This window comes from Burkholderia sp. MSMB1078WGS (assembly GCF_001528895.1).
GTDB lineage: Bacteria > Pseudomonadota > Gammaproteobacteria > Burkholderiales > Burkholderiaceae > Burkholderia.
Window position 1 is genome coordinate 37,263 of record NZ_LPDI01000031.1, and the last position, 21,920, is coordinate 59,182.

The 21,920-nt window shown below is 66.7% G+C and carries 19 protein-coding genes; 11 read left to right on the forward strand and 8 right to left on the reverse strand.

The features are described from left to right. Positions 1 to 6 precede the first annotated feature (6 nt). From gspF to gspD, 3 genes are read right to left on the reverse strand one after another with little or no spacing between them, the layout of a single operon-like run. On the reverse strand, positions 7 to 1,224 hold the full coding sequence (gene gspF, locus WT24_RS06910; RefSeq protein ID WP_034209670.1) for a type II secretion system inner membrane protein GspF: 1,218 nt from the start codon (positions 1,222 to 1,224) through the stop codon (positions 7 to 9). A 4-nt stretch (positions 1,225 to 1,228) separates the two neighbouring features. Further along, positions 1,229 to 2,719 carry a type II secretion system ATPase GspE gene (gspE, locus tag WT24_RS06915; protein WP_306453340.1) on the reverse strand — a complete coding sequence of 497 codons (1,491 nt, stop codon included), beginning with the start codon at positions 2,717 to 2,719 and terminating at the stop codon, positions 1,229 to 1,231. 5 nt (positions 2,720 to 2,724) lie between these two features. Then, positions 2,725 to 5,067, reverse strand: a complete 2,343-nt coding sequence (gene gspD / locus WT24_RS06920) for a type II secretion system secretin GspD (RefSeq protein ID WP_060032210.1) — start codon at positions 5,065 to 5,067, stop codon at positions 2,725 to 2,727. A gap of 380 nt (positions 5,068 to 5,447) precedes the next feature. On the opposite strand from gspD, the gene WT24_RS06925 reads away from it, so the two are divergent. Together WT24_RS06925 and WT24_RS06930 are read left to right on the forward strand one after the other, a co-directional pair. Next, on the forward strand, positions 5,448 to 5,933 hold the full coding sequence (locus WT24_RS06925; protein ID WP_059790450.1) for a lytic transglycosylase domain-containing protein: 486 nt from the start codon (positions 5,448 to 5,450) through the stop codon (positions 5,931 to 5,933). 158 nt (positions 5,934 to 6,091) lie between these two features. Then, positions 6,092 to 7,402, forward strand: coding sequence for a GTP-binding protein (locus tag WT24_RS06930; RefSeq protein ID WP_060032238.1), 1,311 nt, complete (start codon positions 6,092 to 6,094; stop codon positions 7,400 to 7,402). A gap of 131 nt (positions 7,403 to 7,533) precedes the next feature. On the opposite strand, the gene WT24_RS06935 is transcribed toward WT24_RS06930, so the two are convergent. Then, positions 7,534 to 7,812: an HU family DNA-binding protein gene (locus WT24_RS06935; RefSeq protein ID WP_006401505.1), complete on the reverse strand. Its 279-nt coding sequence runs from the start codon at positions 7,810 to 7,812 to the stop codon at positions 7,534 to 7,536. 388 nt (positions 7,813 to 8,200) lie between these two features. Here WT24_RS06935 and mnmC point away from each other — a divergent pair, with 388 nt between their 5' ends. From mnmC to WT24_RS06970, 7 genes are all read left to right on the forward strand, one after another. Then, on the forward strand, positions 8,201 to 10,132 hold the full coding sequence (gene mnmC / locus WT24_RS06940) for a bifunctional tRNA (5-methylaminomethyl-2-thiouridine)(34)-methyltransferase MnmD/FAD-dependent 5-carboxymethylaminomethyl-2-thiouridine(34) oxidoreductase MnmC (RefSeq protein WP_060032212.1): 1,932 nt from the start codon (positions 8,201 to 8,203) through the stop codon (positions 10,130 to 10,132). A 668-nt stretch (positions 10,133 to 10,800) separates the two neighbouring features. Then, complete coding sequence (locus WT24_RS06945) at positions 10,801 to 12,015, forward strand: cation:proton antiporter (protein ID WP_034209665.1); 1,215 nt, start codon at positions 10,801 to 10,803, stop codon at positions 12,013 to 12,015. A 14-nt stretch (positions 12,016 to 12,029) separates the two neighbouring features. Further along, on the forward strand, positions 12,030 to 13,145 hold the full coding sequence (locus WT24_RS06950; protein ID WP_006490006.1) for a YbdK family carboxylate-amine ligase: 1,116 nt from the start codon (positions 12,030 to 12,032) through the stop codon (positions 13,143 to 13,145). Positions 13,146 to 13,652: 507 nt separating this feature from the next. Then, positions 13,653 to 14,291, forward strand: coding sequence for a MarR family winged helix-turn-helix transcriptional regulator (locus WT24_RS06955; protein WP_059503130.1), 639 nt, complete (start codon positions 13,653 to 13,655; stop codon positions 14,289 to 14,291). 28 nt (positions 14,292 to 14,319) lie between these two features. After that, positions 14,320 to 15,030, forward strand: a complete 711-nt coding sequence (locus tag WT24_RS06960) for a glutamine amidotransferase (RefSeq protein ID WP_059503387.1) — start codon at positions 14,320 to 14,322, stop codon at positions 15,028 to 15,030. A 212-nt stretch (positions 15,031 to 15,242) separates the two neighbouring features. Next, positions 15,243 to 16,355: an NADH:flavin oxidoreductase/NADH oxidase gene (locus WT24_RS06965; RefSeq protein ID WP_060032214.1), complete on the forward strand. Its 1,113-nt coding sequence runs from the start codon at positions 15,243 to 15,245 to the stop codon at positions 16,353 to 16,355. A gap of 177 nt (positions 16,356 to 16,532) precedes the next feature. Further along, the gene (locus WT24_RS06970; protein WP_060032217.1) at positions 16,533 to 17,063 is read left to right on the forward strand and encodes an SET domain-containing protein; all 531 of its coding nucleotides are present in this window, start codon (positions 16,533 to 16,535) and stop codon (positions 17,061 to 17,063) included. Between the two features lie 137 nt (positions 17,064 to 17,200). Here WT24_RS06970 and WT24_RS06975 read toward each other — a convergent pair whose 3' ends face one another. Beyond that, on the reverse strand, positions 17,201 to 18,685 hold the full coding sequence (locus WT24_RS06975) for a sensor histidine kinase (protein WP_059503136.1): 1,485 nt from the start codon (positions 18,683 to 18,685) through the stop codon (positions 17,201 to 17,203). A gap of 121 nt (positions 18,686 to 18,806) precedes the next feature. Then, complete coding sequence (locus tag WT24_RS06980) at positions 18,807 to 19,499, reverse strand: response regulator transcription factor (protein WP_006401494.1); 693 nt, start codon at positions 19,497 to 19,499, stop codon at positions 18,807 to 18,809. Positions 19,500 to 19,621: 122 nt separating this feature from the next. Between WT24_RS06980 and WT24_RS06985 the strand changes: the two genes are divergently transcribed. Continuing rightward, on the forward strand, positions 19,622 to 19,852 hold the full coding sequence (locus WT24_RS06985; RefSeq protein ID WP_006401493.1) for a DUF3717 domain-containing protein: 231 nt from the start codon (positions 19,622 to 19,624) through the stop codon (positions 19,850 to 19,852). Positions 19,853 to 19,945: 93 nt separating this feature from the next. On the opposite strand, the gene WT24_RS06990 is transcribed toward WT24_RS06985, so the two are convergent. Together WT24_RS06990 and phhA are read right to left on the reverse strand one after the other, a co-directional pair. Continuing rightward, entirely contained in the window at positions 19,946 to 20,323 is a 378-nt protein-coding gene (locus WT24_RS06990; RefSeq protein WP_257127321.1) for a 4a-hydroxytetrahydrobiopterin dehydratase, read from the reverse strand. 72 nt (positions 20,324 to 20,395) lie between these two features. Continuing rightward, positions 20,396 to 21,289 carry a phenylalanine 4-monooxygenase gene (gene phhA / locus WT24_RS06995; protein WP_060032241.1) on the reverse strand — a complete coding sequence of 298 codons (894 nt, stop codon included), beginning with the start codon at positions 21,287 to 21,289 and terminating at the stop codon, positions 20,396 to 20,398. 138 nt (positions 21,290 to 21,427) lie between these two features. On the opposite strand from phhA, the gene WT24_RS07000 reads away from it, so the two are divergent. After that, positions 21,428 to 21,913, forward strand: a complete 486-nt coding sequence (locus WT24_RS07000) for an Lrp/AsnC family transcriptional regulator (RefSeq protein WP_006408082.1) — start codon at positions 21,428 to 21,430, stop codon at positions 21,911 to 21,913. The last annotated feature ends 7 nt before the right edge of the window (positions 21,914 to 21,920 follow it).

The following is a 21,920-nucleotide window of genomic DNA, read 5'->3' on the forward strand; positions in this document are numbered from 1 at the left end:
GCCGCGTCACTGCACCATGTTGTTCAGCTCGATGATCGGCAGCATCACGGCCAGCACGATCACGAGCACGATGCCGCCCATCGCGAGGATCAACAGCGGCTCCAGCAGGCTCGTCAGGAACATCGTGCGGCGCTCCAGCTCGCGCGCTTCGCCTTCGGCCGCGCGATCCAGCATCGTCGTCACGTCGCCCGTCGCTTCGCCCGAACGAATCAGGTGCACGAGCACCGGCGGAAACGTCTTCACGTTGTTCAGCGCGCGCGACAGCGCGGAGCCTTCGCGCACGCGCACGATCGCGTCGTCGATGTTCGCGCGCATCGCGCGGTTCGACAGCGTCTCGCCGGCCGCCTGCAACGCGCGCAGGATCGGCACGCCGGCCGCGGTGAGAATGCCGAGCGTGCTCGCGAAGCGCACCGTGTTGTAGCCGCGCACGAGCTTGCCCGCGAGCGGCGCGGTCAGCACCCAGCGATCGAATGCGAGCCGGGGCCCGGCGCGTGACAGCGTCGCCTTCACGAACCACACGACGAGCGCGACCGCGATCAGGATCGCCCACCACCAGTGCCGCACGAATTCCGACAGCGCCATCATCACGACCGTGAGGATCGGCAGCTGCTGCTTCGTGCTCGCGAACACGTTGACGACCTGCGGCACGACGTAGCTCAGCAGGAACGTGACGATGCCGAACGCGATCAGCGTGACGATGCCCGGATACGTGAACGCCAGCAGGATCTTCTGCTTCAGCGCATTGCTCTGCTCGATGTAGTCGGCAAGGCGCGACAGCACGATGCCGAGCTTGCCGGTGTGCTCGCCGGCCGCGACCAGCGCGCGATAGATTTCCGGAAAATCGCGCGGATGCTGACCCAGCGCATTCGCGAGCGAATGGCCGCCGAGCACTTCCGCGCGGATCGCGGCCATCAGTTCGCGGATGTAGTCGCGCTCGGCCTGCTCGGTCAGCACGCCGAGCGCTTCGTCGAGCGGCAGCCCCGCAATCAGCAGGCTCGCGAGCTGGCGCGTGAGGATCGCCTGTTCGCGCTGCGACAGCTTGCGGCCGAACGCGAGCCGCTGCGAGCGCGCGCCGCGCGTCGCGCTCGCGGCCGGCTCGACGACGAGCGGGGTGAGCCCCTGCGTGCGCAACTGGCCGCGCGCGCTGCGCGCACTGTCGGCATCGATGACGCCTTTCTGCGCGCGTCCCGCTGCATCGATCGCTTCGAAACGGAATGCCGGCATCGCGCTATGCGCCTCCCGTCACGCGCAGCACTTCCTCGAGCGACGTCGCGCCGGCCGCGAGCCAGCGCTCCGCGTCGTCGCGCAGCGTGCGCATGCCTTGCGCGCGGCCGGCGGCCAGGATCTCGGCATCGGCCGCGTTGCGGTGAATCAGCGTGCGGATCGACTCGTCGACCAGCAGCAGTTCGTAGACGCCGCGCCGGCCCGCGTAGCCCGAATGCCCGCACTTGTCGCAGCCGACCGGATGCCACACGGTGCGGCCGTCCTCGTGCCGCTCTTCCTTGCAGACCGGGCAGAGCTGGCGCACGAGGCGCTGCGCGAGCACGCCGAGCAGCGACGACGCGAGCAGGTACGGCTCGACGCCCATGTCGGTCAGGCGCGTGACGGCGGACGCCGCATCGTTCGTGTGCAGCGTCGCGAGCACGAGGTGGCCCGTCAGCGACGCCTGCACCGCGATCTGCGCGGTTTCGAGGTCGCGGATTTCGCCGATCATGATCACGTCCGGGTCCTGGCGCAGGATCGAGCGCAGCGCGCGGGCAAAGGTCATCCCGATCCGCTCGTTCACCTGCGTCTGGCCGATGCCGGACAGGTCGTATTCGATCGGGTCCTCGACGGTCATGATGTTGGTCGTCGCGGTTTCGAGCCGCGACATCGACGCGTACAGCGTGGTCGTCTTGCCCGAACCGGTCGGGCCGGTGACGAGCACGATGCCGTGCGGGCGCGCGATCAGCTTGTCGAACTGGACGAGCGTGTCGCGGCCCATCCCGAGCGCTTCGAGGTTCAGGCGCTGCGCATCCTTTTCCAGCAGACGCAGCACCGCGCGCTCGCCGTGCCCGGTCGGCAGCGTCGACACGCGCACGTCGACTGGCCGGCCGCCGACGCGCAGCGTGATGCGGCCGTCCTGCGGCAGGCGCTTCTCCGCGATGTCGAGCTGCGCCATGATCTTGATCCGCGAGATCAGCGCGCCGTGCAGCGCCTTCTTCGGGCGCACGACGTCGCGCAGCGTGCCGTCGACGCGAAAGCGCACGACCGACGCGTTCTCGAACGGCTCGATGTGAATGTCCGACGCCTGTTCGCGCGCCGCTTGCGTGAGCAGCGCGTTGATCATCCGGATGATCGGCGCGTCGTCTTCCGATTCGAGCAGATCCTCGACCTCGGGGATGTCCTGCATCAGCCGCGACAGGTCGACTTCGCCTTCGACCTCGCCGACCACCTGCGCGGCGCTGCCGTCCTGGCGCGCATAGGCCTGGTTGATCGCCTGCGCGAGCTCGTCGGCCGGCACGCGATGCACGGCGATCGAGCCGAAGTTGCGCGCGATTTCCGCGAGCGCGGCGTCGCTCGTGCGTTCGCTGATCCACACCTCGAGCGTGTCGTCGAGCTGATGCGCGATCAGCACCTGGCCGCTCTTCGCGAAGCCGTACGGCAGCAGGCGCGCGGCGAGCGGCGACGGCGGCTGGCGTTCGCCCGGCGCGCCGTCGTGAGTGGAAGACGCGAGCACGTCGCTCACTGCGAGGCTCCCGGCGCGGTGGTCAGCGGCTGTTGCGGCACCGCCTGCTGCGGCACGCTCTGCGGTTGCGCGGGCGTCGCCTCCGGCAACGGCTGGGCCGGTACCGGCGCCACCTGGCGCTGCAACTGCTGGCGACGCATCTTGTCGAGATCGAACAGGTTGCCCGCGGCCGTGCCGCCCTGGCTCGGGCCGATCGGCATCGGCGGGACGACCGGATCGTCCTTGTCGCGGATCACGTTGTTGTCCGACTTGTACGCGCCCGTCACGCCCTGGATGTAGTCGTAACGATTGGCCGTGACTTCCTGCGCTGTGCCGCGATCGGAAATGATCACCGGGCGCAGGAACACCATTAGGTTGGTTTTCGCGCGCACCTTCGATTCCGAACGGAACAACTGGCCGATCCACGGGATGTCGCCAAGCAGCGGCACCTTGCTATTCGATACCTGGTAGTTGTCCTGCATCAAGCCGCCGAGCACGATGATCTCGCCGTTGTCGGCCAGGATCGTCGACTGGATCGAGCGCTTCGTGAAGGTCGGGCCGGTCTGCGCGTTGGTCGTGCCGGCGACCACCGCCGAATCCTCGGTATACAGCTGCAGCTTCAGGATCCCCCCGTCGGTGATCTGCGGCTTCACGTGCAGCGTCAGGCCGACGTCGCGACGGTCGTACGTATTGAACGCATTGCTCGTGGTGCCGCTCGTCAGGTTCGAATACGAGCCGGTCGCGATCGGCACGTTCTGGCCGACCACGATCTTCGCTTCCTCGTTGTCGAGCGTGATCAGGTTCGGCGTCGACAGCACGTTCGCGTCGCTCACGCCCGCAAAGTACTGCAGCAGCGCGCCGAGCCCCTGCACGCCGAACATGTTGTGCAGCCAGCCGATGTTGAGCCCTTGCGACAACTGCCCGAGATTGGAGGCCAGCCCGCCGCCGGTGATCCCGCCGGCCGCGTTGGCCACCCCGCCGGCCGTCAAGTTGATGATGCTGTTGCCCAGGCCCAGCCCGGGGTTCAGGTTCGTACCGCCGAGGAACTGGCCGCTCGCGACCTGCCACTGGATGCCGAGGTTGCCCTGCGTCGTCGAATTCAGCTCGACGATCAGCGCTTCGATATAGACCTGCGCACGCCGTGCGTCGAGCTGGTCGATCACCGAGCGCAGGTTCCGGTAAACCGGATCGGACGCGGTGATGATCAGCGAGTTGGTGGCCGAGTCGGCCTGGATCATCCCGCCCGGCTGGTTGTCGTCGCTCTTGTCCTTGTCGCCGCCGAGCAGGCCGCCCGTGCCGAGCCCGCCACCGCCGGACGAGCCGCCGCCGTACGCCGACGAAGACGACGAACCGCCGAGGCCGCCCGACGGCAGCGGCGGGGTGCCCGACGTGCCGGTCGAGAAGTTGCCGCTCGACGACGAGCCGCCGTTCTGGTTGAAGCTGTTCGCATCGTTGGACGAAGCCGACGAGCCGCTGTCGTTGCCGCCCTTGCCGAGCATCCCGCGCAGCGTCTTCGCGAGCTTGACCGCATCGGCGTTGCGCAGCGGCACGACGTGCATGTTGCCGGGCACCGCGCTCGGTGCGTCGAGCTGCTGCACGAGGCGCTTCGCGGCCGCGAGGCGCGATGCGCTCGATGCGCGCAGCATCAGCGAGTTGGTGCGCGGGTCGGCCGTGACCGATACCTTCAGCGTCGCGTCGCTGTTGCCGATCGCGCCCGGGTCGAGCATCTTCTGCAGCTGCGCGGCGAGGTCGATCGCGTTCGCGTTGCGCAGCGGTACGACCTGCACCTGCGCGCCCGCGGCGCTGTCGACGCCCGCGATGATCTGCGCGATGCGGCGCACGTTGTCTGCATAGTCGGTCACGACGATCGTGTTGTTCGCCGGGTAGGCCGTCACCGTGTTGTTCGGCGAGATCAGCGGCCGCAGCACGGGCAGCAGGTTGTTCGCCGATTCGTTGTGCAGCTCGAACACCTGCGTGATCACCTGATCGCCGCGCGCCTGCGGCGCATTGCCGACATAGGTCGGCACGCCCTGCAGCTTCGCGTCGGCTTCCGGCACGACCTTCAGCACGCCGTGATCCTGCACGAGCGCGAAGCCCTGCATGCGCAGCGCGGACTGCAGCGTCTTCAACGCCTGGTCTTCCGGCACCGGCCGTTCGGCCACGAGATTGAGCTGCCCCTTCACGCGGGGGTCGACGATGATGGTCTTGCCGGTCGCGGCGCCGATCGCTTTCGCGACCTGGTCGATATCCGCATTCACGAAGTTGAGCGTGACCTGAGCATAGGCGGCCTGCGAGACGATGATGCCGGCCACGAGCAGGGTCGTGGCGATACGCCGCATAACGAAGCGATTTCTTGTCATGGATGAATGGGTCGATGCCGGCTCAGGCCACTTCCGGCGGTAGTGCTGGGATCCAGGTCCGAAAGAGGCGACATTAGCAGTTTTTCATGTCCGAAATATCACATTGATCCGAAGACTGTCTCACATACGACATGTATCCGGCGAACCGTATGCAATATGTAAGGATCGATGTCACACTCCGCATGCCGGCCGTCGCCTCCGCCGTCGCTTCCATTTCGCGATGAACCGACACGGAAATGCGGTATAACCGGCCTGTCGTATTCCTGCCTGTCGCAATCCGGCTGTCTGCCGGTATGATACGGGCGGCGCGTTTCTCGTCGCACGAATAACGGCCACGGGTTTTCCCCGAGCTCCGCGCAATTCCTTTTCGTTTCCGCACGATGGACAAACGGTTCGCTTCGATCGCGTTGATCGCCGCCGGCGCATGGTTCGCCAGCGGCAACGCACGCGCGGATTGTTTCGACGAAGCGGCCAAATACCAGCGGGTCAATCCGCTGATCCTGCGCGCGATCGCGTGGCAGGAGTCGCGCAACCGGCCCGATGCGCTGAACAAGAATACGAACGGCTCGGTCGACTACGGCCTGATGCAGATCAATTCGATCCACCTGCCGACACTGTCGCGCTACGGGATCGGCCGCGACACGCTGATGGAACCGTGCAAGAACGTGTACATCGCCGCGTGGCATCTCAGACAGAAGATGAACCGCTACGGCAACACGTGGCAGGCGGTCGGCGCCTATCATTCGGAAACGCCGTCGCTGCGCGACAAATACGCGCGGCAGATCGCCGGCATCCTGACGCAATGGAAGCTGCTGCCGCCTACGCAGACCGCTCAGGCCACTCAGGCTGCTCCGGCCGCGCAGTGATGCCGCGCGGCATCGCCGGCTGACGCCGCGCCGGCCGGCCGGCGCGCGTTTGATGCACAATGCGGGCTGACGCCGCCGTTTCGTCCGCGTGCGGGCCGATCGCGCCCCGGCAGGGCGCCGCGGCCGCTTTTTCATCTTTTCCGTTGGTGCATATCATCATGAATCCGGCAATGAAACAGCCGTTGCCCGTCACCGTGCTGTCCGGCTTCCTCGGCGCCGGCAAGACCACGCTGCTCAACCACGTCCTCGCGAACCGCGCGGGCCTGAAAGTCGCGGTGATCGTCAACGATCTCGCGGCGGTCAACATCGACGCGTCGCTCGTGCGCGATGCGCAGGCGCTGTCGCACGTCGAGGAACGCCTCGTCGAAATGTCGAACGGCTGCATCTGTTGCACGCTGCGCGACGACCTGCTCGTCGAGATCCGCAACCTCGCGTCCGAAGGCCGCTTCGACGCGATCATGATCGAATCGACCGGTATCGCGGAGCCGATGCCGATCGCCGAAACGTTCACGTTCGTCGACGACGACGGCACGTCGCTGTCGGCCATCGCGCGGCTCGACACGCTCGTCACCGTGGTCGACGCGTACAACTTCCTGCGCGACTACGGCTCCGACGACGCGCTCGCGACGCGCGGCATCGCCGCGTCGGAAGACGACGACCGCACGCTCGTCGAGCTGCTGATCGAGCAGATCGAATTCTGCGACGTGCTGGTGATCAACAAGGCCGACCTGGTCGGCGCGGACGATCTCGCGCGCCTGCAGCACATCCTCGCGCGCCTCAATCCGCGCGCGCACCAGGTCGTGTCGACGTTCGGCAACGTGCCGCTCGACGAAGTGCTGAACACCGGCCGCTTCGATTTCGACGAAGCCGCGAATGCGCCGGGCTGGCTCGCGTCGCTCGACCGCGATCACGCGCATTGCGACGATCCCGACTGCCAGGACGACCATCATGCGCACGTGCACGGCGAAGCCGACGAATTCGGGATCGGCAATTTCGTTTACCGCGCGCGCCGGCCGTTTCACCCGGCACGGCTCTGGGCGCTGCTGCATCAGGAGTGGCCGGGCGTGCTGCGCAGCAAGGGTTTCTTCTGGCTCGCGACGCGCAACGACATCGCGGGTTCGCTGTCGCAGGCGGGCGGCGTATGCCGGCACGGGCCGGCCGGTTCGTGGTGGGCGGCGCAGGATCGCGCGGAATGGCCGGACGACGACGAGCTGCTCGCCGAAATCCGCGCCGAATGGCTGGGCGATCTCGACGATCGCACGGTCGGCGATCGCCGGCAGGAACTCGTGCTGATCGGCATTGCACTCGACGCCGACGCGTGGCGCGCGAAACTCAACGCGTGCCTGCTGACCGATGCGGAGTTCGCGCTCGGCGCGACGGGATGGGCGGCGTTCGACGATCCGTTCCCGGCGTGGGACGTCGATTCGCACGACGACGATCACGGCGACACACAAATCGTGCACGCGTGAAGCGCGTGGTAACGGCTCGTAAAAATAACCGTTAATTTTTGCAAGAGCGACGCAGACTGTGGCGAAAATGCCGCGCGCGCCCAACAAAAAACCCGCCGAGAGGCGGGTTTTTTTCTGGAACAGGCGCGGGTTTAACGCTTGTTGACGGCGTCCTTGAACGCCTTGCCGGCCGTGAACTTGACCGTCTTGGCTGCCGGGATCTTGATGGTTTCGCCCGTCTTCGGGTTGCGGCCCGTACGTGCTGCGCGCTTGCCCGAACCGAAGCTGCCGAAGCCGATCAGCTGAACCGCATCACCCTTCGACACGGCCTTCTTGATGACTTCGAGCAGCGTGTCCAGCGTTTCGCCGGTTTGAGCCTTGCTGGCGCCCGTTTGGGCGGCGACGGCGTCGATCAGTTCCTGTTTGTTCATTAAGGTTCCTTTATCAGGTTAGGTTGACACGAACAGCGCGAACGCGCCGATTATACGTGCGCGAACCGTGCCGTCGAGAGTCAGACTCCGACGACACAGCGCCGAATCCTGGCCCGCGCGACGCGCCCTCCGGCTTGCCGGCGGCCACCCCGCGGTACGGCGTTGCTATGATAGCGCAGCGCAAACCCAATAACGACAAGGGTTTCAAAGATTTTCATCGGTATTTCGCCGAATGAATCGTCGATTGCCCGTTTTTTGACCTGCGCCAACCGGACAGGATACGCAGCGTGGTCCGCCCGTTCGTCGCCCCGTTGCCCTTTTCCAACGGCCGGTCGGACGGCCTCCCGCAATCCCTTGCCAGGCTTGGCTGCCACGTTTTTTGCTTCGCATGCCCGACCGACTTGTTTACGCCACGCTCGCGCTTCGCGACGACGGCACGCTCGTCTCGCCCGAGTTCGGCGAGCTTCATCGCGGCGCATCCGGCACGCTCGCGCACGCGCATCGCGCATTCGTCGCGGGCAACGGGCTGCCCGCGCGCTGGCAGCGCCGTCGAACGTTCACGATCGTCACGACCGAATTCGGCGCGGGCGCCGGCTTCCTTGCGGCCTGGGCCGCGTGGCGCGACGATCCTGCGCGCTGCGAACGGCTGCATGTCGTCGCGCTCGAGCCGCACCCGTTCTCGCGCGACGACCTGCGTCGAGCGGTTTCGCATATGGTTGCAGACACAACCATATCGGCGGACGCCGATGCATTGATCGATGCATGGCCGATCCTCGTGCCGGGCCTGCACCGGCTCGAATTCGACGAAGGACGCGTGGTGCTCACGCTCGCGTTCGGCGATGCGATCGACCTGTCGAAGAAGCTCGTCGCGCGCGCCGATGCGTTTTTTCTCGACGGCGCCGCGGCATCGGCCGACGGAATCCGCGCACTCGCGAAAATCGCCGGCGAACACGCGACGTTTGCGACCCATGCAAAGTCCGCCGACGTGAAACACGCGCTCGGCGAAACAGGTTTCACGTTCCGCGAAGTCGACGATCGTCTCGTCGGCGAATATGCGCCGCGCTGGCGCGCGCGCCGACACGAGCCGCCGCGTGCACTGCCCGTTGCAGCGCGCCGGGCGATCGTGATCGGTGCGGGCCTCGCCGGCTGCGCAGTGGTCGAACGCGTGGCTGCACGCGGCTGGGACGTGACGCTGATCGAGCGGCACGAACGGATCGCCAGCGAAGCGTCGGGCAACCCGGCCGGGGTTTTTCATCCGTTGATGACGCGCGACGACAACGTCGCGAGCCGGCTCACGCGCGGCGGCTTCCTGCACGCGATCGCACGCTGGCACGCCCTCGAACGCGCAGGGCATGCGTTCGCGCGCAGCACGCACGGGATGATCCATCTCGCCGAATCGGCCGACGATTTCGCGCGGATGCGCGACGCGTTCGATGCGTTCGGCGCGCCGTCGGACTACGCAACCCTGCTCGATGCCGATGCCGCGCGTGCGCACCTGAATCTGCCGGTCGAGCATGGCGGCCTGCTGTTTCCGCACGGCGGCGCCGTCTGGCCGGCCGGGCTGTGCGCCGCGCAATATGCGGCGGCGGGCGAGCGCGTGCGCCTGCTTGCGTCCACCTGCGTCGCGCGGCTCGAACGACGGGGCGACACCTGGCATGCGCTCGACGATACCGGCGCCACGCTGGCCGATGCGCCCGTCGTCGTGCTCGCGAACGCGGGCGACGCCGCGCGTCTTGCCGGGCTGCGGCATGTCGCGCTGCAACCGGTGCGCGGCCAACTCACGCTGCTGCCACCGGGTACGACGGCGCCGCTGCCGTGCCCGGCGATCGGCGACGGTTACGCGGTCCCGCTCGCCGACGGCACGCTGCTGATCGGCGCAACGTTCGAGCCCGACGACACCGATCCCGCGATGCGTACGGCCGGCCACGTCGAAAACCTCGAGCGCGTGCGGCACCTGCTGCCGGGCCTGATCGGCGACCCGCCGGACCCCGCCACGCTGCGCGGGCGCGTGGCGTTGCGCTGGGTGGTCGGCGACCGCCTGCCGCTCCTCGGCCCGCTGGCCGACGAAGCGCAGGCCACCGCGAACGCACGCGCGCTCGGCGGTGCGCAGGCGCGCGACCTGCCGCGCCTGCCCGGCCTCTACGGCGCATTCGGCTTCGGTTCGCGCGGCCTCGTGTGGGCTACGCTCGGCGCCGAGCTGATCGCCTCGCAACTCGAAGGCGAGCCGTGGCCGCTCGAGCGCGAACTCGCCGACGCGGTCGATCCCGCCCGCTTCCTGATCCGCGCGCTGCGCGCACGCCGCGTCGGCTCGACGGGCTGATCGGCCGCGCCTTTCTCACAGTTTCCCGATTTTCCCGCGCAAGGTTATCCACGCGATGCTGTGGATAACCACGCGGAATCCGCGCGTACTTCGTGTGCAATCACAGTGGACGTAAACTGGGCAACTCCGCACAGCTGTGAAGCGGCCCGAAAGTTGCTCAACTCAAACGTCTGTGCACGAACAGCCTGTGCAACCGGTTATGGTTTCGCCAACGCCTTGATCCGGCAGCGTAAACCGGAGTTATCCACAGAACTGTGCGTCCTTTGTTAACTTCTACTACGTATATATACAAGTAAACCTTTGAAACCAAAGACCTGCGGTGCCGCACAGCGCCGCGAGTCGATTCGATCGGTTCCGGAGCGAAAAAGCTGTGGCACAATCGGTTTCCTTCGCGTTCGTTCGGCCAGGCGCCGGACATGCTTCAATGGAACGGTCGGCATGATTTCGAATCTGAATCTTCGAGTCCGCCAGTCCGTTCACACACCAGGCCGACAATCCAGATCGGCAACCTGAACGACGTTCCACCCTGTGGCGGAACAGGCGGATCCCATGTACCGCCGTCGTCGAGCACAACAATCACATTCGGGGCAATACCCAGCCGGCGCGCATCCATTCCTGTCGCTTGACCCGTGTCGCTGGCGGTTGCTTCCAAAGGAGAAGTCACCACGATGAAGTCGGCGTTCTCATTCCTGCCCAACTGGCCGCTCGCGCCGGATGCCGTGTTCTGGGCCGGGCTCGCGCTGTTCGCCGCCGGCCTGTGCGGCGAGCTGTGCTATCGCGCGTGGCGTCTGCCGCGCATCACCGGCTATGCCGTGATCGGCCTGATCGCCGGTTCGTTCGGATTCGGCGTGATCGACGCGAGCACCGACGAAACCTCGCGGCTGCTGATGGACGTCGCGCTCGGCCTGCTGCTGTTCGAACTCGGCAGCCGCCTCGACCTGCGCTGGATTCGGCGCAATCCGTGGCTCGTCGCGTCGAGCCTCGCGGAAGCCACGCTCACGTTCGTGCTCGTACTGTTCGTGATGCTCGCGCTCGGCGTATCGGGGATGGTCGCGTTGGTGCTGTCGGCGATCGCGATCGCGACGTCGCCGTCGATGGTGATCCAGCTCAAGACCGAACTGCGCGCGGAAGGGCAGGTGTCGCAACGCCTCATCACGCTCACCGCGCTGAACAGCGTGTACGCGATCGTGCTGACCAAGCTCGTGACGAGCTGGCTGCACCAGGAAGCGTACGGCAACGTTTTCGCGACGATCCTGCAACCGCTTTACCTGCTCGCCGGTTCTTTCATCGTCGCGTATCTCGTCGCGCGTTCGTGCAATTACCTGTTCCGTCACATGACCGCGACGATGCGCGACGAGCATTCGTTCGTCGCGCTGTTCGGGCTCGTGATGCTCGCGATTGCCGTCGCGCAGGCGTTGAAGCTGTCGACGCTGCTCACGCTGCTGCTCGCCGGCATCATCGTGAAGAACCTCGAAGCGCGGCCGCAGCTGTGGCCCGAGCATTTCGGCACGGCCGGCTGGCTGCTGACGGTGGTGCTGTTCGTGCTGACGCTCACGTCGTTCACGTGGGGCGACATCGCGCTCGGCGGGTTGCTCGCGATCGTGCTGATCGTCACGCGGCTCGCCGCGAAGCTGGCCGGCGTCGTCGCGTTCGCGAAGCCGAGCGGTCTCGGGATGAAGCAGGGCGTCGCACTCGGCATCGCGCTCACGCCGATGTCCGCGCTGTCGTACCTGCTCGTCGACGACACCTACCAGCTCTACCCGAATTTCGACCCGCACCTGCGCGCGATCGTGATGTGCTCGATCGTGATCCTGCAGCTCGTCAGCCCGTTCGTCGTCTACCGCTGCCTGTCGGCGGTCGGCGAACGCAGCGACGGCAACTGATTCCGGAACCTGCCATGGCACTCGAAACCTTCGTCAATTCCGAACCGTTCACGTTCGGCGTCGAACTGGAGATCCAGGTCGTCAATACGCACAATTACGACCTGACCAAAGCGGCATCCGACCTGATGCGCCTGATCCAGGGCGAGACCTTTCCGGGCAACATCACGCCGGAAATCACCGAAAGCATGATCGAGCTGTCGACCGGCATCTGCCATTCGCACGAGCAGGCCGTCAGCGAGCTGCATGCGATCCGCGACGTGCTCGTGAAGGCAGCCGACCAGCTCAACGTCGGGCTGGCCGGCGGCGGCACGCATGCGTTCCAGCAATGGAGCGACCGGCAGATCTACGATGCGCCGCGCTTCCAGTACATCTCCGAGCTGTACGGCTATCTCGCGAAGCAGTTCACCGTGTTCGGCCAGCACGTGCACATCGGTTGCCCCGATCCCGACAGCGCGCTGTTCCTGCTGCACTCGATGTCGCGCTTCATTCCGCACTTCATCGCGCTGTCCGCGTCGTCGCCATTCGTGCAGAACGTCGATACGGGCTTCCATTCGGCACGCCTGAATTCGGTGTTCGCGTTCCCGCTGTCGGGCCGCGCGCCGTTCGTGCTGACCTGGGACAGCTTCGAGGAGTACTTCACGAAGATGGTGAACACGGGCGTCGTCAATTCGATGAAGGACTTCTACTGGGATATCCGGCCGAAGCCCGGCTACGGCACGATCGAGGTGCGCGTGATGGACACGCCGCTGTCGGTCGACCGCGCGGCGGCGATCGCCTGCTACATCCAGACGCTCGCACGCTACCTGCTGACCGACCGGCCGCTGAAGCTGTCGGAGGACGATTACCTCGTCTACACGTTCAACCGTTTCGAAGCGTGCCGTTTCGGGCTCGAAGGCACCTGCGTGAATCCTCAGACGGGCGAGCGCCGCACGATCGCGGAAGACATCCTCGACACGCTCGACCGAATCGCGCCGCATGCGGCTGCGCTCGGTTCGCGCGCGGCGCTCGACGAGATCGGTGCGCTCGCGAAGGCGCGCGTGAACGACGCATCGTGGTTGAGAACCGTTTTCAAACAGGAAAAATCGCTGAACGAGACGGTCCGGCAGCAGTGCTTACGTTGGCGCGAGTGAAAAAATGTTTTGCAGATTGCGGGATCGACCGCGGCGCGATTCGCTGAATGGCGCTCGCCGCCGCGTCCGGCCGAACGCGTCGCCAGTCGTCCTGAAAATCTGTGGATAACCCGATATTCCACTGCAAAGTCAACGCTCTGCGGGCGGGATAACCCGGTGGATCATCAACGTGCGGCCGGTGGCCGATCCGAACAGGAAAATACCGGCGCGTCCGGCTTCGCGGGCTCGTGACATTGCGCGCACAACGAAAAATTGCGGTTATCCAGCGATTTTCCACAGAGTGCAGGGGATAACTTAGCTGTGCGATTTTCCGCTCTCGCTTAGAATGTCGGCTTTGCGGACACCGGAAACGATGCGTGTCTCTCCGGTCGCCGCGAACGCGACCGCCGCGTGTGCCTCGCGACGGCCGTGCTGACGCACTCGAAAGAGTGCGTCTGTTTTGAGACGGGATTCGATCTCCACACTACGGCCGCTCGGCCAACCGGGCGGCGGCAAAGCGAAAAGACTATGAGCGAAGGCGTTTACGGGAACCAGGCTGCGGGACGTGTGACCCACAGCCTGCTGCGGTTGAGCACGGCCATGCGGAGCGAGGCATGGGATTGGGCGGAAGGCGCTGGCCTCACGCCGACGCAGGGCGAGATTCTCGTGCTGCTGTTGCAGCGCAAGGGCCCGATGCGGCTCGGCGAGATCGCGCGCGAGACGCAGCTCACCGCGGCCACGACGAGCGATGCGGTCAGCACGCTCGAGACGAAGGGGCTCGTCGAGAAGCGCCGTGCGCTGGACGACGGCCGGGCACTGGCCGTGCGCCTGTCGGCGCGTGGCCGCACGGCCGCGAAGAAGGCGCTGCAATGGCCTGAATTCCTGACGAAAGCGGTGGGCAAGCTCGGCGCGGACGAGCAGGGCACGCTGTATCGCGCGCTGCTGAAGACGCTGCGCGAGCTGCAGGTGGCCGGCGCGACGCCGCCGCAACGCATGTGCCTCACGTGCACGCATTTCCAGCCGGGCAAGCTGTCGAAGAAGACCGTGCATCACTGCGCGGCGCTCGACATCTCGATGTCCGACAGCGATCTGCGTCTCGACTGCCCGGTGCAGGAAGAAGCCGACGCGGCGACGCAGAAGAAGACCTGGAAGATTTTCGCTGGCTGACGTCCGTCGATCGACCGGGAGGCCGATGATGAACGCTGAAGTCGTGGCGATCCGCCACGTGCATTTCGAGGATCTCGGGAGCTTCGAGCAGGTGCTCGGCGAACGCGGTCGACGGGTGCGCTATGTCGATGTCGGATCGTCGCGGGTCGAGGTGCTCGACGTGCTCGAGCCGTCGCTGCTCGTCGTGCTCGGCGGGCCGCTCAGCGTGTACGACGATGCGCAGTATCCGACGATCGCGCCGCTGCTGGCGCTCGTGCGCCAGCGCATCGACGCGGGGCTGCCGATCCTCGGCATCTGCCTCGGCGCGCAGTTCATCGCGCGGGCGCTCGGGGCGCACGTCTATCCGGCCGCCCGGCACGAACTCGGCTGGGCGCCGCTGACGCTCACCGATGCCGGCCGCGCGTCGCCGTTGCGCCATCTCGACGGCGCGACGACGTCGATGCTGCACTGGCATGGCGATACGTTCGACCTGCCGGGCGGTGCGATCCATCTCGCGTCGACGCCGGCTTGCCGCCACCAGGCATTCGCATGGGGGCAGCACGTGCTGGCGTTGCAATGTCATCCCGAGATCCGTACCGATCGCTTCGAACCGTGGCTGATCGCGAACGCCGGCGAAATCGCCGCGACGCCCGGCGTCGACGCGCGCCAGTTGCGTGCCGATACCGCGCAGCACGGCCCCGCGCTCGAGACGGCTGCACGGCGCATGTTCGCGGAGTGGCTCGGCAGCGTCGGGCTCTGACGTCGCGGGCAGTCCCGTCCGCTGCAACGGTCGGAACTGGCCTGCATCCGTTGTGGGGCCGGCGCATCGCCGTACACCGCACATTCCGCGCACCGCCGGCATCCCGGCCGGCCGTACCTGACCATCCGCTTACTGTCGATCGCGCCGTCTGCACGCTTCGGGCGTGCGTGCTACGCTCGTCCGCTCTTTCCCTTTCCTGGCGAGCGGCTTCCATGACTGCGCTGTTTTCCCCGTTCACGCTGCGCGGCGTGACCCTTCCGAACCGGATCGTGATTTCCCCGATGTGCCAGTACTCGGCCGAACGCGGGGAAGCGACCGACTGGCACATGATTCACCTCGGCCATCTCGCGCTGTCGGGCGCGGGGCTGCTGTGCATCGAAGCGACCGCGGTGGAACCCGACGGGCGCATCACGCATGGCGACCTCGGCCTGTGGGACGACGTGACCGAAGCCGCGCTGAAGCCGGTGCTGGCCGCGATCCGCAAGCATTCGCCGGTTCGCGTCGCGATGCAGTTGTCGCATGCGGGGCGCAAGGCGTCGAGCGCGGCGCCGTGGGAAGGCGGCCAGCTCGTGCCGGTCGCCGACGGCGGCTGGTTGCCGCACGGGCCGTCGGCCGTGCCGCACAAGGACGGCGAGACGCCGCCGCTCGCACTCGATGCCGCGGGCCTGAACCGTATCCGGGAAGCCTTCGCGGCGTCGGCCAGGCGGGCTGCTCGGCTCGGCATCGATGCGATCGAAGTGCATGCGGCGCACGGCTACTTGCTGCATCAGTTCCTGTCTCCGCTCGCGAACCGGCGCACCGACGAATACGGCGGCTCGCGCGAAAACCGGATGCGGTTTCCGCTCGAGATCTTCGAGATCGTGCGCGCCGCGTTTCCGGAAGACCGGCCGGTCGGCGTGCGCGTGTCCGCGACCGACTGGGTCGAAGGCGGCTGGGAGCTCGACGATACGATCGCGTTCGCGCACGAACTGAAGCGCCGCGGCTGCGACTGGATCGACGTGTCGTCCGGCGGCGTGTCGCCGCTCCAGAAGATTCCGCTGTCGCCCGGTTACCAGGTGCCGTTCGCGCAGGCCGTGAAGCGGGCGGTCGGCATGCCGACGATCGCGGTCGGCCTGATCAACGAACCCGGGCATGCGGACCGGCTGATCGAGGCCGGCGATGCCGATCTCGTCGCGATGGCGCGCGCGATGCTGTACGACCCGCGCTGGCCGTGGCACGCGGCGGCCGAACTCGGCGCGCAGGTGACGGCGCCGCCGCAATACTGGCGCTCGCAACCGCGCGAGCACAAGGCGCTGTTCGGCGACGTCGCATTCGGCCAGCGCTGAGCCCATCGCGCAATATTGCGCGCGATGTTGAACGAAGCAATCGTGAACGTGTAGGATGCGGGTGATTCGCCGCATGCCCCGACGCGGCACCGACCGGTGCCGCGTTTTCGTTTGGCGCGGCGCCCGGCCGCGTTCGCGGTCGCTTCCATTCAAGTCGTCTTCACAAGGATTCGTTCGATGAGTTCACGCAGGATCGCGGTGCGCCGCTCGGGAGTACACGGCAAGGGCGTGTTCGCCGTGGCGCCGATCAAGGCCGGCGAGCGCGTAGTGGAATACAAGGGCGAGCGAATCTCGTGGAAGGAAGCGCTGCGTCGTCATCCGCACGACCCGAGCGAGCCGAATCATACGTTCTACTTCGCACTCGACGAAGGCGGCGTGATCGACGGCAAGATCGACGGCAACAGTGCGCGCTGGATCAACCATTCGTGCGCGCCGAACTGCGAAGCCGAGGAGGTCAAGGGCCGCGTATTCATCCACGCGCTGCGCGACATCGGCCCGGAAGAGGAACTGTTCTACGACTACGGCCTCGTGATCGACGCGAAGCTGACGAAGAAGCTCAAGCGCGAATACGCGTGCCACTGCGGTGCGGAGTCGTGCCGCGGCACGTTGCTCGCGACGTCCGACGAAAGCGGGAAGAAGAAAAAGAAGAAGGACAAGAAGGACGGCAAATCCGCGTCCGGTTCGAAGGACAAGAAGAACCGGAAGTGATGCAGGCGGCAGCGCATTTCGCGCTGCCGCTGTCGTTTCGGCCGACGGGTGGCGCGTCGTAGCGGGCCGTCGTTCGCTTTCCTTCTCCGGCGGGCCGCCCGGTCGAAACGGGCCGACGGCCTCCCGCCGCGAATCGCTCAGTGCGTCGGCGCCGCAGCCGGCATTTCGCCGGCCGGCTTCTCCGTGCGCGCGGCGAGCGGCACCCTCACCACGAAGCGCGAGCCGCCTTCCGGTGCATCCTCGTACGACACGGTGCCGCCGTGCATCGCAATGATGTCGTGCACGATCGCGAGCCCCAGCCCGGCGCCCGTTTCGACGCCGTTGCCGCTTTGCGCGTCGCCGCGGAAGAAGCGCTTGAACAGGTCGGCCTGCTGGTTCGCGGGCACGCCGGGGCCGTTGTCCTCGACGACGATCTCGGCGGCAGGCTGGCTGTCCTCGAGCGCGGCGCGCGCGACGTTCACCGTGATCCGCGCGCCGTCCGGCCGCGCGAGCGGCACGTACTTCAGCGCATTGTCGAGCAGGTTCGCGATCACCTCGCGCAGCAGCACGGGGTTGCCGCGCACGATCAGCGTCTCGTCGTCGCCCGCGTCGTCGCTGCGCTGGAAGCCGAGGTCGACATGCGACGCGAGCGCGCGCGGCACCCATTCGGCGCCCGTCTCGAACGCCATCGCCGCGAGATCGACATCGACGAAGCGCGCGGCCTGTTCGCCCGGCTCGGCACGCGCGAGCGACAGCAACTGGTTGGACAGCCGCACCGCGCGATCCGCGGCCGCGCGCAGCTCGCGCACCGCGGCGAAGGTCTGGTGCGGGTCGCGCGCGACGGCCGCCTGCTCGGCATGCAGCTTCACCGCGGTGAGCGGCGTGCGCAACTGGTGGGCGGCATCGGCGATGAACTTGCGCTGCGCGTCGAGCGCGGTCTTCAGACGGCCGAGCAGCGCGTTCATCGCGCTCGTCAGCGGCCGGATCTCCAGCGGCACGTCGGTTTCGTCGACCGGTTCCAGCGACGTGTGGGTCTGCCGGTTCAGCGAATCGGCCAGATGCGTGAGCGGGCCCAGTTGCTGGTTCACGACGCGCCACACGATGCCCCAGCCCGCGAGCAGCAGCAGCAGCAGCGGCATCATGATCGCGACGAGGAATTCGGCCGCGATCCGGTAGCGGTGCCGCACCGGCTGCGCGACTTCGACGACCATCGGCCGACCGCCTTCGACGTTGTCGACGCGCACCTGCGCGACCCGCACCGCGCGGTTGTCGTACTCGGCCTCGAACACGTACGCGTGATGCATGCGGCGCACGTTGATGCCCTGCAGCGGCAGCTTCGGATCGCCGGCGAGTTCCTGCTCGCCGTCGCTGATCCGGTAGATCAGCGCTTCGGCCGGATCGGAGAACATCGCCTGCGCGAGCGGCGGCACCGTGAACGGCGCGTCGGGGCCGGCGATCTGGATCTGTTTGGAGATGGCGGTCGCGAGATCGGCGAGCGAGCGGTCGATCACGTGCTGCGTGTATTGCCACGCGAGCCAGTAGGCGATCAGGCCGCTCATCAGCGCGAGCATCGACAGCGGAGCGGCGAGGCGCCGGAGCAGCGAGCGGCGCAGGCTGGTGGTCACAGCCGGATCAGAAGACATTTCGACGGGCAAATGGATGGGCGCCGCTCACGGGGAGCGGCGCGGTCGTGCGCCGGGAGCGGCGACGCGGAGCAGCACGCATGCGCCGGCGGCACGCGGCCCGGCCGGCGCGCGGCGTCGCTCAGACGCTCGCCGTCTGGCGGATTTCCTGCAGCAGGTAGCCGAAACCGCGCACCGTGACGATTTCGACCCGGCACTGTTCGAGCTTCTTGCGTACGCGGTGCACGTAGACTTCGATCGCGGTGTCGCCGAGATCGCCGCCGAAGTGCGTGAGGTGATCCTGCAACTGGGCCTTGCTGACGACGCGGCCGTGACGCAGCAGCAGCATCTCGAGCACCGCGAATTCGCGCGGCGACAGTTCGAGCGGCTTGTCGTCGTTGAAGATGCGGCGGTCGACGCCCGACAGCCGGACGCCGCCGAGCGACACTTCCGGACGCGGCATGTCGCTGTGCGGGCCGCTGCGGCGCATCACCGCGCGGATGCGCGCTTCGAGCTCGGCCGGCTCGAACGGCTTGAGCATGTAGTCGTCGGCGCCGGAGTTCAGGCCCTGGATCCGGTCGTTCAGCTCGTCGCGCGCGGTCAGCACGATCACGGGCGTGTGGCGGTTGGTCTGGCGGAAGCGCGTGAGCAGGGTCATCCCGTCGATGCCCGGCAGGCCGAGGTCGAGGATCACGAGTTCGTGGCGGTTCTGTGCCAGCGCCTGTTCGGCAAAAATGCCGTCATGCACCATGTCGACGGTGAAGCCAGCCTGCTCGAGGCTGCTCTGGATACCGCGTGCGATGGGGCGGTCGTCTTCGATCAGAAGGAGTCGCATGAAGTTCGCTCAAGTACAATGGGTTGGCGGTTCAGGCACGCGGACAGCACGAAGCCGTTTCCACAGGGACGCCGCATCGCCTGACATCAAGCATGGCGGCCAGCGAACGATTAGATCCAATCATGTCCGATATTTCGATCCACGACCTAGAAGCCGCGATCAATTTCTGGCGCGCCCGCTCGCCGTCGAGCGGCGACGAACTCAAACTCTGCGAAGAGGCCAGCGCGCTCTCCAAGCCGTATGCGCTGCTGATTGTACAGCGCGAAAGCGCGCTGCAACTGGAAGGATTGGATCCCAAGGCGCGGAAAGCGTACGAGACTTACGTGCGCCTTAAGGATGGCTTGGAAAGCTGAAGGCTTTCGCTGAGTACATCCTAGAAAACGTTTAGCAAAATGAAAAGTTGACGCGCCGCGCATCGAAAGGAGGCGCGGCGGTAGAGGCGATACTCAGGCGCCCGGTTGCGCGTGTGCGGCGGCACCGTCGATGAACCGCGCGAGTTCGATGTCGCGTTCGGTCAGCCCGTCGGCATCGTGGGTCGACAGCGTGACGTCGACACGGTTGTACACGTTGAACCATTCCGGATGGTGATTCATCTCCTGCGCCTTGATCGCGACACGCGTCATGAAGCCGAATGCCTCGTTGAAATCGGCGAAGCGCAGGCGGCGCTGGATCGCGTCGCGGCCCGGCACGGCCGTCCAGAGCGGCAGGCCTTCGAGCCGGGTCTTGCGTTCTTCGGATGTGAGCTTGTGGATCATCTTGCACCTCTCGTTCGGTAACGGTGTCCGCCCGCGGCTGCGCCGCGCGGCGAAGCCGGCATCGTTCATTGTTTCATAGTTGCGGGAAGGGCGACGGGTAGCCGGCGACGGGCAGCCGGCAGGTGCCGCGCGCCCAGCGCATCACGCGTCGTCGTCGTCCGACCAGCCTTCGCCCGTGCCGCGATGCAGCACGCGGTCGGTCTCGAGCACCGCGCCGGCCGCGAATTCGGGCAATGCCGCGAGCCGGCCAGCCAGTGCGCGGCCGTCGACGTCGGCGAGCGCGAACAGTTGCGCGAAATCGTCGATCACGAAGTAAGTCTTCTGGAACGTGTCGATCCGGTACTTCGTGCGCATCACGCGCTCGAGGTCGAACCCGAGCCGGTTCGGCGCCGCGCTTTCGAGGCTGTACAGGCTTTCGCCCTTGCTCGATACGATCCCGGCGCCGTAGATCGACAGCCCGTCGACCGCGCGCGGGTCGCGGATCAGCCCGAATTCGACCGTATACCAATAGAGGCGCGCGAGCCGCGCCAGCGCCGCTTCGTCGTCGGCAACCGCGAGCGCCGTGCGGCCATACGCCTGCATGTAGTCGGCGAACACCGGATCGATCAGCAGCGGCACGTGGCCGAACAGGTCGTGGAAGCAGTCGGGTTCCTGCAGGTAGTCGAGCTGGTCGGGACGGCGCATCCACCAGGTGACGGGAAAACGCCGGTTCGCGAGGTGCTCGAAGAACACGCGGTCGGGCACGAGGCCCGGCACCGCCACGATTTCCCAGCCGGTCGCGGGCTTCAACTGGCGGTTCACGTCGGCGAACGACGGCACGCGATCGGCCGGCAGCTCGATCTTGCCGAGCCCGGCGACGAATGCATCGCACGCGCGGCCGCGCAGCAGCGCTGACTGGCGCGCATAGAGCTGCTTCCACACCGCGTGGTCGACCCGGCCGTAGCGCTGAAGCGGCTGGTCGATGGTGAAATCGGCGCGGGTTTCGAGGCCCGCGTCGAACTGCTCCTGCAGTTTCGCGGTGACGACGGTGGACATGATCAGGCTCTGCACGCTGTGGTTGGGATCATGCAAGTGTAGAGCGGGCTGTGCGCGGATTGGGCGCATAGTTGGCGTTGAATTGCTTGATAATGCGATAATCGCGCATCAAATCAGGAATCGATGCGGAGAATACTCATGCTGGAACTCGATCACTTCGATCTCGCGCTGCTGGACGTGCTGCAGCGCTTCGGTCGCGCGACCCATCAGCAGCTGGGCGAGGAGGTGCCGCTGTCGCCGTCGCAGATCGGCCGGCGGTTGCAGCGGCTCGAGGCGGCCGGCGTGATCGAAGGCTACCGCGTGATGCTGCGGCCCGAAAAGCTCGGCCTCGGCGTGACCGCGTTCACGAGCCTGAAGCTCAAGCATCACGGCGATTCGATCATCGAGCAGTTCCAGCAGCAGATCGACGTGCTGCCGGAAGTGCTCGAATGCCATGCGGTGGTCGGCGATGCCGACTACCTGCTGCGGATCGTCGCGCCGGATCTCAACGCGCTGTCGCAGTTCGTGATGAAGAAGCTGATGCGCGTACCGGGCGTCGACAGCGTGCGCTCGAACATCGTGCTGACGACCTTCAAGCGCAACGGCGCGCTGCCGCTCGCGCATCTGGCGCCTGGCGCCGCGTGACGGGGAG